Source organism: Streptomyces kronopolitis, assembly GCF_050953795.1.
Classification (GTDB): domain Bacteria; phylum Actinomycetota; class Actinomycetes; order Streptomycetales; family Streptomycetaceae; genus Streptomyces; species Streptomyces kronopolitis_A.
Window position 1 is genome coordinate 7,689,321 of the sequence record NZ_CP191850.1, and the last position, 12,710, is coordinate 7,702,030.

The 12,710-nt window shown below is 72.4% G+C and carries 7 protein-coding genes; 3 read left to right on the forward strand and 4 right to left on the reverse strand.

The window, feature by feature from the left end; genetic code table 11:
- The first annotated feature begins 82 nt into the window (after positions 1-82).
- From ACQP17_RS33545 to ACQP17_RS33555, 3 genes are all read left to right on the forward strand, one after another.
- Complete coding sequence (locus tag ACQP17_RS33545) at positions 83-7,258, forward strand: type I polyketide synthase (RefSeq protein WP_433860077.1); 7,176 nt, start codon at positions 83-85, stop codon at positions 7,256-7,258.
- Between the two features lie 34 nt (positions 7,259-7,292).
- Entirely contained in the window at positions 7,293-8,324 is a 1,032-nt protein-coding gene (locus tag ACQP17_RS33550) for a ketoacyl-ACP synthase III family protein (protein ID WP_433859688.1), read from the forward strand.
- A gap of 95 nt (positions 8,325-8,419) precedes the next feature.
- A complete protein-coding gene (locus ACQP17_RS33555; RefSeq protein ID WP_433859689.1) occupies positions 8,420-8,857 on the forward strand; it encodes a cold-shock protein in 438 nt (145 codons plus the stop codon).
- A gap of 274 nt (positions 8,858-9,131) precedes the next feature.
- Here ACQP17_RS33555 and ACQP17_RS33560 read toward each other — a convergent pair whose 3' ends face one another.
- The 4 genes from ACQP17_RS33560 to ACQP17_RS33575 all read right to left on the reverse strand — a co-directional run bounded on the left by ACQP17_RS33560 (position 9,132) and on the right by ACQP17_RS33575 (position 12,569).
- Positions 9,132-9,887, reverse strand: coding sequence for an ABC transporter permease (locus ACQP17_RS33560; protein WP_433860078.1), 756 nt, complete (start codon positions 9,885-9,887; stop codon positions 9,132-9,134).
- A gap of 122 nt (positions 9,888-10,009) precedes the next feature.
- Positions 10,010-10,792 carry an ABC transporter ATP-binding protein gene (locus ACQP17_RS33565; RefSeq protein WP_433859690.1) on the reverse strand — a complete coding sequence of 261 codons (783 nt, stop codon included), beginning with the start codon at positions 10,790-10,792 and terminating at the stop codon, positions 10,010-10,012.
- 183 nt (positions 10,793-10,975) lie between these two features.
- Positions 10,976-11,956 carry an NAD-dependent epimerase/dehydratase family protein gene (locus ACQP17_RS33570; protein ID WP_433859691.1) on the reverse strand — a complete coding sequence of 327 codons (981 nt, stop codon included), beginning with the start codon at positions 11,954-11,956 and terminating at the stop codon, positions 10,976-10,978.
- The gene (locus ACQP17_RS33575) at positions 11,949-12,569 is read right to left on the reverse strand and encodes a dTDP-4-dehydrorhamnose 3,5-epimerase family protein (protein ID WP_433859692.1); all 621 of its coding nucleotides are present in this window, start codon (positions 12,567-12,569) and stop codon (positions 11,949-11,951) included. The genes ACQP17_RS33570 and ACQP17_RS33575 overlap by 8 nt, the downstream gene beginning before the upstream one ends.
- Positions 12,570-12,710 lie beyond the last annotated feature (141 nt).

The window sequence follows — 12,710 nt, forward strand, 5'->3', positions numbered from 1 at the left end:
GGGCAGCCCGGACGGCCTGCGCCTGCCCGGGGCAAGGACCTGTTTCCGAAGTGGTGGGAGCGCGAAAGACGTGAGTGCCAAGATGCGCACCGAACTGATCCGCCCGGTGCACGAGTTGCTCACCGAGCACGCCGTCCGGTTCGCCGACAAGACCGCCTTCTCCGATGCGCGGCGCGGCGTGACCTACGCGGAACTCGCACGCCGTACCGCACGGCTGGCCGGGCACCTGGCGGATCTGGGCCTGGAGCGCGGCGGCCGGGCGGCCGTCTACCTGGGCAATTGCGTGGAGATGGCGGAGAGCTGCCTGGCGGCCTCCCGGGCGGGCGCCGTCGGGGTGCCGCTCAACCCCCAGTCCTCCGACGCCGAGCTGGCCTATCTGCTCGACGACAGCGACGCCCAGGTGATCATCACCGGCCCGGCCCAGGCCGACCAGGTGCTGCGGATGCTGCCGCGGCGCCCCGCCCTGCGCGTCGTGGTCACCGGCGACAGCGCGGGCCCCGCGGGCACCGTGCACTACGAGACCCTCACCGGCACCGAACCGGCCACCCCGGCGCGTGACGACCTCGGCCTGGACGAGCCGGCCTGGATGCTCTACACCTCAGGAACCACCGGCCGGCCCAAGGGCGTGCTGTCGACCCAGCGCCGGTCCCTGTGGGCCACTGCGTCGTGCACCGCACCGGTGCTGGGCCTGTCCGCCGCCGACCGGGTGCTCTGGCCGCTGCCGCTGTTCCACCTGGTGTCGCACAATGTGTGCCTGCTGGGCGTCGTGGCCGTCGGCGCCACGGCGCACCTCATGCAGGGGCTGGCGGCCGACGAGGTCCTGGAAACCCTGCAGGCCGAGCGCAGCACCTTCCTCGTCGGCGTACCGACGCTCTTCCACCACATGGTCGAGGCGGCCCGGGACGGCGATTTCGCCGCTCCTGACCTGCGGCTGTGCCTGGTGGCCGGCTCCGCCTGCCCGGTCCGGCTGCACCACGCCTTCCAGGAGAGCTTCAAGATCTCCCTGCTCGCCAGCTACGGCAGCACCGAGACCGGCGGCGCGATCACCACGAACCTCCCCGACGGCCCGCAGGTGGAGGGTTCCTGCGGGCTGCCGCTGCCCGGCCTCGCACTGCGGCTGACCGACCCGCACACCGGGGACGAGGTCGCCACCGGCGAAGAGGGAGAGGTGTGGGTCGACAGCCCCGCCCTCATGCTCGGATACCACCAGCAGCCCGAGGCCACGGCCGCCGTGCTGTCCGACGGGTGGTACCGCACCGGCGACCTCGGCCGCCTCGACGACGCCGGCTATTTGACCCTCACCGGCCGGGTCAAGGAACTGATCATCCGCGGCGGCGAGAACATCCATCCCGGAGAGGTCGAAGAGGTCCTCCAGCAGATCCCCGGTGTGGCGGAGGCCGCGGTCGCCGGCACCCCGCACGAGGTCCTCGGCGAGGTCCCCGTGGCCTACCTCGTACCGGGCCCCGACGGCATCGACCCCGCCCTCGTCCTCGCCACCTGCCAGGAGCAGCTGTCCGCCTACAAGGTGCCCGACGCGCTCCACGAGATCGCCGCAGTCCCGCGCACCCCGGCCGGGAAGATCGCCCGGCAGGAACTGGCGAAGCTGCCGGCCCGGCTGCTGGCGGTCAACCCCCTGGCGCAACTGCGCACCGAGGCGCTCTCCCCGGCGCACAGCTCCGCCGACCGGGCCGCCGAACTGCTCACCCGCCGGCTGAACGGCTCCCAGGGCAACCGTGCACTGCTGACGATGGTCCGCTCGGCCGTCGCCGACGTCCTCGGCCTGGGCGCCGCGGACGACGTCGCACCGGACAAGGCGTTCAAGGAACTGGGCTTCACCTCGCTGGCCGCGGTCCAGCTGCGCGACCGGCTGCGTTCCCTCACCGGCAAACGACTGTCGGCCGCGATCGCCTTCGACTACCCCACCCCCGCCGCGCTCGCGGGACATCTGCACGTCGAGCTGCTGGACGCACCGCAGGAGGAGGCCGCGCGGGCCCCGTCGCCCGCGGATCCGGACGAGCCCATCGCGATCGTCGCGATGGGCTGCCGCTACCCGGGCGGCAGCGACTCCCCGGAAGCCCTGTGGCGGCTGGTCGCCGAGGGGACCGACGCGGTGGGTCCGCTGCCGGCGGACCGCGGCTGGGACCTGGATCGGCTCCTGGGCCGGGACCCGGCCGCCGCCGGCCGGTCCGACGCCCACGAAGGCGCGTTCCTGGCCGACGCCGACCGCTTCGACGCCGCCTTCTTCGGCATCTCCCCGCGCGAGGCACTGGCCATGGACCCCCAGCAGCGGCTGCTGCTGGAGACGGCCTGGGAGACCTTCGAACGCGCGGGTCTCGACGCGGCGTCCCTCAAGGGCAGCCGCACCGGGGTGTTCGCCGGGGTGATGCACGGCGGCTACGGCCCCGGACCGCACGACCGGTCGGCACAGAACCTGGAGGGGCACCTCGCCAACGGCAGCGCCATCAGCATCGCGTCCGGCCGGATCGCCTACAGCTTCGGTCTGGAGGGCCCCGCCCTCACCGTCGACACCGCCTGTTCGTCCTCGCTGGTGGCGATCCACCTGGCCGCCCAGTCGCTGCGGCAGGGGGAGTGCTCGCTCGCGCTGGCCGGCGGGGTGACGGTGATGACCGCGCCGACCGCGCTGGTCGAATTCAGCCGCCAGGGCGCGCTGTCCGCCGACGGACGCTGCAAGGCGTACTCCTCGGCGGCCAACGGAACCGGCTTCTCCGAGGGCGTGGGCCTGGTGCTGCTGGAGCGGCTGTCGGACGCCCGCCGGCTGGGGCATCCGGTACTCGCCGTCGTACGGGGCAGCGCGGTGAACCAGGACGGCGCGAGCAACGGCCTCACGGCACCCAGCGGGCCGGCCCAACAACGGGTGATCCGCCAGGCGTTGGACCGGGCGGGCCTGACCCCCGACGAGGTGGACGCCGTCGAGGGCCACGGGACGGGCACCACCCTGGGCGACCCGATCGAGGCGCAGGCGCTGCTGGCGACCTACGGCCACGGGCGGGCGCCGGAGCGGCCCCTGTGGCTGGGCTCGCTGAAGTCGAACATCGGCCACACCCAGGCGGCGGCCGGCGTGGCCGGCGTGATCAAGATGGTGCAGGCCCTCGGCCGGGGCGTACTGCCGCAAACCCTGCACATCGACGAACCCTCACCCCATGTGGACTGGTCCGCCGGAGGGGTACGGCTGCTCACCGAGCCCGTCAGCTGGCCGGCGACGGGCCGGCCCCGGCGCGCCGCGGTCTCCTCGTTCGGTGCCAGCGGCACCAACGCGCACCTCATCCTGGAGCAGGCACCGGACGCCCCCGTGGAGAGCGGCACGACACCACGGCCGGCCACGGAGACCGGTGTGCTCCCCTGGGTGATCTCCGGCCGCGGGCCGCAGGGACTGGCCGGACAGGCCGCACGGCTCCGGGAGTTCACCGAAGCACAGACCGCGACCGGAGCCGAACCGGCTCCTGCGACGGCGGTCGGAGTGGGTCTCGGACTGCTCGCCCGCAGCGCCCTGGACCACCGTGCCGTGGTCGTCGCCGACGGCGCGGGGCTGTCGGCCGGGCTGGACGCCCTGGCACGGGGTGAGGCCGGCGCCGGGGTGGTGCGCGCAACCGCGCGCCCGGGCGGCACCGTCTTCGTCTTCCCCGGCCAGGGCTCCCAATGGGCCGGTATGGCGCGGGAGTTGGTAGCCACCTCGGAAGTCTTCCGCAACCGGCTGGCCGAGTGCGAGGAGGCCCTGTCGGCCTACGTCGACTGGTCGCTGACGGACGTGCTGGAGGGGGCCGAGGGTGCACCCGGGCTGGAGCGGGCGGACGTGGTGCAGCCGGTGCTGTTCGCCGTCATGGTCTCGCTCGCGGAGCTGTGGCGCTCGTTCGGTGTGCGGCCCGACGCGGTGGTCGGGCACTCCCAGGGCGAGATCGCGGCGGCCTGCGTGGCCGGGGCGCTGACCCTGGACGACGCGGCACGGGTCGTCGCGCTGCGCAGCCAGGCGATCGCCCGGGTGGCGGGCACCGGCGGCATGGCGTCGGTGGGCATGCCCGCGGACGAGGTGCGGTCCCACCTGGAGCGCTGGCACGGTCAGATCGGCGTCGCCGCGGTGAACGGCCCCTCCTCCACCGTGATCTCCGGTGACGCGGAGGCCGTCGAGCAGGCGAGGGCGGTACTGGAGGGCGAAGGGGCACGGGTGCGCCGGGTCCCGGTCGATTTCGCCGGACACTCCGTGGCGACCGAGCAACTCAAGGACGAGCTGCTGGAGTTGCTGGCTCCGGTGTCACCGCAACAGTGCGAGGTGGCGTTCTACTCCTCGGTGACCGGCGGACAGGTCGACGGACCGGAGCTGACCGCGGCCTACTGGTACCGCAATCTGCGGCAGACCGTGGAGTTCGAGGCCGTCACCCGCGTCCTGCTGGCCGACGGGTACGAGATCTTCGTGGAGGCCAGCGCGCACCCCGTCCTGGCGGTCGGCCTGCAGGAGACCTTCGAGTCCGCCGGGTCCTCCGCCGCGGCCGTGCCGTCACTGCGTACCGACGACGGCGGCTGGGACCGCTTCCTGCTGTCGCTGGGCGCGGCATGGGCACACGGCGCCTCCGTGGACTGGCGACCGGCGTTCCCCGCCGACGCGGCACCCCGCCTCGACCTGCCCACCTACGCCTTCCAGCGCGACAGGTTCTGGCTCGCGCCCCCCGACGGCGCGGGCGATGTCTCCGCCCTGGGGCTGACGGAGGCGCAGCACCCGCTGCTGGGCGCGACCGTGGAACTCCCCGAATCCGAAGCCCTGCTCCTCACCGGCCGGCTGTCGGCCCGCACCCACGACTGGCTCACCGACCACCGCATCGCGGGCAGCACCGTGCTACCCGGCCCGGCCTTCGTCGAGCTGGCGCTGCGCGCCGGTGACGAGGCGGGCTGCGACCGGCTGGCGGAGCTGTCCCTGGACGCACCGCTGGTGGTTCCCGCGCAGGGCGCCGTCCAGCTCAGGGCCACCGTCGGCGCCCCCGACGACTCCGGCCACCGGCCCCTCGCGATCCACTCGCGACGCGACGACGAGGGCACCGGCAGGCCGTGGACCCGCCACGCCACCGGCTCCCTGACGTCGGACGGGACCACACCTGCCTGGGACCTGGAGGTGTGGCCCCCGGCGGAGGCGACCCCCGTGTCGACGGACGAGGTGGCCGCCGCCCTGGCCGGCGCCGGCTACCACCACGGCCCCGCCTTCCGCTGCCTGCGGGCCGTGTGGCGGCGCGGCGACGACCTCTTCGCCGAGGTCGCCCTGCCCGAGGACCGCACGGCCCGGGCCACGGCGTTCGGCCTGCACCCCGCCCTGCTGGATTGCGCACTGCACCCCGTGTGGGCGGGCCGACTCACCGGCGACGATCAGCAGGCGCGACAGCCCGCCCGGTGGCAGGGCGTGACCCTGCACGCCGCCGGCGCCGCGGTCCTGCGGGTACGCCTCACCCCCACCGCCTCCGGGGGCCTGACGGTCGCCGCCGCCGACGCGACCGGCCGGCCCGTGCTGAGCGTCGAGTCCCTCGACACCCGGCCGGTGTCCTCCCGCGCCATCAGGGGCGCCGCCGCGGCCCAGCAGGACAGCCTCTTCCAGATGGAATGGACCGAGATACCGGCCGCATCCCTCGCGGCGGAGACCCCCTCGGCCTGGGCCGTCGTCGGCGAGGACCCGCTGCGCGCGCGATCCGGCCTGATGAGTGCCGGACAGTACGCCGAGACCTACCCGGACCTGGACACCCTCGCCAAGGAGATCGACGGCGGCGCCGCCGTACCGGACTGCGTGGTGATGACCTCCGCCCCCGCGGCCGACCACACCACCACCGACCCGGCCGACGCGGTCCACCACGGCGTCCGGCAGGCGCTGGCCCGGGCACAGAACTGGCTGACCGGACCCGCCTTCGCCGCCTCGAAGCTGATCCTGCTCACGCAAGGCGCGGTGGCCGCCTGGGACGACGACGCCGCACCGGACCTCTCGACGGCCGCCGTCCGGGGGCTGATCCGGTCCGCGCAGACCGAGTACCCCGGCCGCTTCACCCTCGTCGACACCGACGCGAGCAAGCCCGCCTGGCGCACCCTGCTCAAGGTCATCGGTTCCCAGGAGCCGCAACTCGCCCTGCGCAAACGCGCATTGCGCGTCCCGCGTCTGACCCGGCTCGCCGCCCCCCGGCACAGCGCCCCGCTGCTCACCGACACCCACGGCACCGTCCTGGTCGCGGGCGGCACCGGCCTGCTCGGCGCCGCGCTCGCCCGCCACCTCGTCACCGAACACGGGGTACGCGACCTCCTGCTCACCAGCCGCCGCGGCCCCGACGCCCCCGGCGCGACCGAGCTGGAGGCCGAACTGACCGCCCTGGGTGCCCGCGTGACCATCGCGGCCTGCGATGTGGCCGACCGCGAGGCACTCGCCGGCCTGCTGGCGACGGTGCCCGCCGACCGTCCCCTCAAGGCCGTGGTGCACACCGCGGTGGTGACGGACGACGGCATCGTGCTGTCCCTGACCCCGGAACGGCTGGACGCCGTGCTGCGGTCCAAGGTCGACGCCGCGCTCGCCCTGCACGACGCGACCAAGGACCTCGACCTCTCCGCGTTCGTGATGTTCTCGTCCATCGCGGGGATCCTCGGCGGTGCCGGGCAGGGCAACTACGCCGCGGCCAACGTCTTCCTGGACGCCCTCGCCCGGCACCGCCGCGCGCAAGGCATCCCGGCTTCTTCCCTGGCCTGGGGCCTGTGGGCCGGCAGGGACATCACCACCGCGGGCACTTCGCGGCTGCCGGTGCGCCCGCTCCCGCTCGCCGAGGGCCTGGAGCTCTTCGACGCGCTCTGCGGGCTGGACCACCCCAACCCCGTCGCGGCACGGCTGGACACCGCCGAACTCCGCCGCCAGGCCGCGGCCGGCAACCTGCCGTCGGCCCTGCGCGCCACGGTGCCCGGTCCGTCGCGGCCCGCCGCGCGGAACGCGCCCGCGGAAGCCTCCGAACTCAAGCACCGCCTCGCCGCGATGACCGACGCCGAACGGGACGCGACCCTCCTCGACCTCGTGCGCCGGCTGGTGGCCACGGGACTGGGACACGCCTCCGCCGACGCGATCGGCGCGCAGCAGGAATTCAAGGATCTCGGCTTCGACTCCCTGACGGCGCTGACCGTCCGCAACGAGTTGAACGCGGCGACAAAGCTCACCCTGCCGCCCGCGGTGATATTCGACTTCGCCGACCCCGGCGCCCTGGCCCAGCACCTCAAGCGAGAGCTTCTCGAATGCTGACCGGGCCCGCCAGCACGCACAGAGGAGAATGTTCATGAAGGTGGAAGACGTCTACATCGACTCGCTGGGAGCATTCCTTCCGGAATGGGCGAGCGCGGAGCAGGCGGTCGCCGACGGCATCCTGGACCCGGAGATTCCGCGGAGCAACCTACTGACCGGTGCCCACATCGGCGGGGACATTCCGGCGATGGACATGGCGGTCTCCGCCGCCCGGACGGCCTTTGAGCGTTCGAAGCTGGACATCGAGACGATCAGCTCGCACATCCACAGCTCGGTCAATTACCAGGGCCCGGTCGGCTGTTATCCGCCGGGCTACATCATGCGGGAGCTGGGCCTCGAAAACGTTCCTGCGCAAAACCTCCAGCAGGGCTGCAACGGCATGCTGGGGGCGCTGGAGGTGGCCATCGGCCAGCTGACCGGCGCCGCGGAGGCCGAAGCGGTCCTGCTGACCTCGGGCGAGAATTTCACCGCTCCGGGAGCCGACCGCTGGAACGACGGCTTCGGCCAGTCCTACTTCTTCTCCGACGGCGCCATGGCGGTCCTGCTCAGCGCCGACGAGGGATTCGCGCAGGTGCGCTCCCTCAACGCGGGGGTGCTGCACGCACTGGAGAAATGGCACCGCGGCAACGGCGGAATGCTGGACCGCGAGGAGCCGGTCCCCACGATGCCGGAGCGGGCCGAGCAGTTCAACGAAACCGAAATGCCGCTGTCCGAGGCCCTGGAGAAGATCACACTCTTCAACCTCGACATCATTCACCGCTCCCTGGTCGACGCGGATCTGAACGCCTCCGACCTCGCCAAGGTCATCCCGATCAACATGGACGGCCGCATGGTCGAATTCGCCACCATGATGCCGCTCGGCCTTCCCATGTCGCGTTCGAGCTTCGATTACGGGCGGTCGGTCGGGCACGTCGGCGGGGCCGATGTCTTCATTTCCCTGGAACATCTGGTGCGCACCGGCGAAGTGACCGCTGGTGATAACGTCCTGCTGGTGTCCCAGGGGCCCGGGTGGATCTGCACGGCGAGTGTGGTGAAGATCCTGGATCTGCCCCCGTGGTCCGTCTGACACCCGATGTGACGGGTGCGTGAGTGACGCCGCGGGACGCCCCTGGGGAGCGTGTGCGGTGTGTGTGCTGATGGTTGAGATGAGGGGAGCCCGAGGTGGCTACGGGTACGGTTGTGCGCTTCGACGACGTGCGGGGCTACGGCTTCATCGCCCCGGACGCCGGCGGTGAGGACGTCTTCGTGCACGCCAACGACTTGTGCGACGAGAAGCATCTGTTCCGCAGCGGACTGCGGGTGGAGTACACCACCGAAGTGGGGGACCGCGGACTGAAGGCCGGCGAGGTGCAGCTGCTCGAACCGGCGCGCACGACCACCGTGCGACGGCCGGCTCCCGGCGCGGTGACCGCGGAGCGGTCCGCCGCAGCCGAGTCGGACGAGGAGCTGGTGTGCGAGATCCTGACCGCCGCCGAATTCCGCGGTGAACTGACCGAGGCCCTGCTCGACGCGGCCCCGACCCTGACGGCGGCGCAGCTCGTACAGGTTCGCAAGCGCATCATGGAACTCGTCCGGTCACACCACTGGATCGACTCCTGACCCACCGCCCCGCACGGTCCACTCGCGCCGGCCAGCTCACCGGTACGGTCAGGGGTGCGACTCCCGACGGAGCGGACACGTCACATGGAGGAGGCGGTCACGGCAGGGCACGCATCGCCCCTGCCGTGACCGCCTCCTCTCGTGGCGCGGGCGCCACGAACCGGTAGCCGGGAGGGAATCCGGGCCGGCCGTCATGAGCGTCCATTCGAAGGTGACCGCTCCTGCCTCCACGGCCTCCGGACCCGGACCGCGAAGCCGATCCGCCGGACCGTGTCTAGGCCCCCGCCTTGCGGAAGATCCGGGCGCCGAGGAAGACCGCGACCGTGGCGAGTACCGCCGCGACCAGGGCGCCCCGGATCATCGTGGTGCTGCTGTACTGGCCGAGGAACGCCGCCCGGACCGCCTCCACCAGGTAGCGCAGCGGTACGAACTTCGACACCAGGTCGAGCCAGCCGGGAGCGAGTGCCATCGGCAGCAGGATGCCGGAGAGCAGCATGACCGGCAGGTTGATGGTGTTGACCACGGGGGCGAACTCCTCCGGCGAGTTCAGCCGCATGGCCAGCGCGTAGGACAGCGAAGCCAGTGCCACCGTGAGCACGGCGACGAACAGGAAGCCGATGAGGACGCCGAGCACCGGGGCGCGCAGTCCCATCGCCACCCCCGCGAGTACGAGCAGCAGCGACTGGGCCAGCATCTGCACCACGTCGCGCAGGACCCGGCCCATGAGCAGGGCCAGCCGGCTGACCGGCGTGACCTGCATCCGCTCGATCACCCCGTGCTGCTTCTCGATGAGAATGCCGATGCCGGCGAAGGCGGCGCTGAACATACCGAGTTGCACCAGCAGGCCCGGCACCAACGTCTGCCAGGCGTCACCGCCGGTGCCGAGCTGTACGTGCGTCAGCAGGGGGCCGAAGAAGAACAGCACGAGCAGCGGCATGAGGACGCCCACCACCAGGCCGATCTTGGCGCGCAGGGTCTGCCGCAGATAGCGGCCGAGGATCAGGCGGGTGTCGGCGGCCAGGTCGGCCAGGCCGGAACTCTTCCTGGCCGCATGGCGTCGGGGCGGTACCGCCACGGGCTCGGATGCGGTCGGCACCGAGGGCGCGGCGGGGGACGAGTGCGGCAAGTCAACCTCCGTGGGGAGCGCTTCGGTCAGACAGCGACAGGAGCTTCGGGAGCGGGAGTGTGATGGCCCGTGATGGCGAGGAAGGCCTCGCGCAGGCTGGATGTTTCCGAACCGGTGTACCGCAGCTTCAGCTCCTGCGGGGTGCCCTCGGCGGCGACCAGGCCGTCGTCGACGACGACGAGCCGGTCGGAGAGGACGTCCGCCTCGTCGAGGTAGTGGGTGGTGAGGAAGACCGTGGTGCCCTCGGCGCGGATGCGGTGCACCAGATCCCAGACGTCGGAGCGGCTGCCGGGGTCGAGTCCGGTCGTCGGCTCGTCGAGGAACAGCAGCTCGGGCCGGTGGGTCAGGCCCAGGGCGATGTCGAGGCGGCGCCGCTGGCCCCCGGAGAGCGCGCGGGTGGGCCGGTCGAGGAGGTCGGCCAGGTCGAGGTCCTCGGCGAGCTCCCGCGCCCGGTTCTTGGCGTGGGACTTGCCGAGCTTGTACAGCCGGCCCTGGGTGACCAGTTCCTCGCGCACGCTGATGGCCGGGTCGACCCCGCTGACCTGGGCAACATAGCCGATGCGCCGGCGCACCCCGGCGGGATCGCTCGCCAGGTCGTGCCCGGCGACGGTGGCGGTTCCCCCGGTGGGCGGCAGCAGTGTGGTGAGCATGCGCATCGTGGTGGTCTTGCCGGCACCGTTGGGGCCGAGGAAGCCGAGGATCTCCCCGGGAGCCACGGTGAGGTCGATGCCCCGCACCGCCTCGACCGGGCCCTTTTTGGTCGCGTACGTGCGGGCGAGCCCCTTGGCGCTGATGATGGGGGCGGTCATGGCGGCCTCCTGCCTCGCGGATGCGAATCTCGTCCGTCGTCCACCGCGCACTCGAATGATTTGCTCGCGTGAGCATATTCTGACATGGCTGAGCAAACACTTCGAGCCCTGTCGCGCCGAGCACGAACTACCCGGCAAATCCCTAGCGTTTGCCCCCGCGGGAAACTGGCGCGGGGGCGGCACTCAGCCTGGCTGCCGGGCCGGGAGCGGCTGGTCCGCGCACACGGTCTCCCACATGGCCCGCATGGACTCCCCGACGGTGTACCGGGGGCGCCAGCCCAGGAGCCGTCCGGCACGCGCGATGTCGACCTGGATCCAGTCGGCGCCCCTGCTGTGCACCTCACCGCGCTGCTCGCGGATCGTCTCCGGGGGCAGCCCGGCGGCCGCGACCAGCTCGCCCACCAGCTCCCGTACGCTCCTCGCCCGGCCGGAGCCGATGTTGACCAAAGGGTCGGCGCGGGTGATCCGGGCCGCCCGGACCACGGCGTCCACCGCGTCCCGGACATCGACATAGTCACGCCGGGCGTCGGCGATGGTCAGCTCGATGCCCGTGGCCGCGTCGGCGCCGCGGAGCCGGACCGCCAGCGACCCGAAGAAGCTCTCCAGGGCGGGGTGCGGCCCCAGGGTGTTGGCCACCCGCAGGACCACGGCGTCGAGGGCGTCGTCCCGGACGGCGTCGAGCACCTTCCGGGAGGCGACGAGCTTCGCCTTCGGGTAGGGGTTCTCCGGAGCGGGCTCAGTCTCCTCGTCCATGGACGTCCCGAAGGGGACCGGGCCGTACTCGTGGATGGTGCCGAGGTGGACCAGCCGGGGCGGGTCGGGCAGCCGCACCAGCGCGCCGATCAGCCGCTCCACCAACTGCACGTTGGTGTAGTGGAGTTCCTCACCCCAGCCCAGCGTGGCATTGACCACGACATCGACGTTCTCGCGGGACAGCACCCGGGCCAGCTCCTCGCTGGGCGTGCCCGCGACATCGAGGGCCAGGAACCGGTGCGCGGCCACCTGCGGCACATAGCGGCGCGCGATCGCGACGACCTCGCCGCCCTCGGCCGCGAAGGCCGCACACAGGTGCCGGCCCACACAACCGGTCGCCCCCAGCACCGCCACACGCACGGGACCGGGGGACGGCGTGATCGGTGCCGCGGCACCCTTCCGTTCACTCACCGAGCCGGATTCCTCCCCGGTCGGCGGCCGGCACGGCCGGCAGGCAGTCGGCGTACTGCGGCAGCATGCCCTTGGCCTCCGCCTCCGCCAGACTGGGCGCCACGGTGTCCCGCGCGGACAGCTGGAACTTCACCTCGGGCGGCCAGGGCAGCCCGATCGCGGGGTCGAGCGGATCGATCGCTTGCTCCAGCTCGGCCTGGTAGGCGCTGCTCACGAGGTACGACATGACCGTGTCGTCCTCAAGGGCGAGAAACGCATGGGCGAGCCCGTCGGGGATGTACACGGCGCGGAAGGACTCCGAGTCCATCTTGACGAGGTCCCACTCACCGAAGGTGGGGGAGCCCACCCGGATGTCCACGACGGCGTCCAGCGCCTGCCCCCGCGCGCAGTAGACGTACTTGGCCTGGCCCGGGGGAGTGGCCGTGAAATGCAGACCGCGCAGCACGCCCCGGGCCGACCGGCTGTGGTTGGTCTGTGCCACGGGGAACCGGTGGCCGACCGCAGCGAGGAACGCCTCGTCCTGCAACGGTGAGACGAACAGCCCGCGGTGGTCCGAGTGGATGTCGGGCGTGAACTCGAATCCGCCGGCGACAGCGAGTTCTCGGGTACGCATCGCGCTCACCTGCCCGTCGCGTCGTGTACGGACGGTGCCGCGGGGCACGCCCGGGGCCGCCGCGGCCGGTTCGGTTCGGTGCTGCGCCTGATGTCACTCACGTTTTCGCGCTCCCACCACGTTCGGAAACTGGTCTGTGCC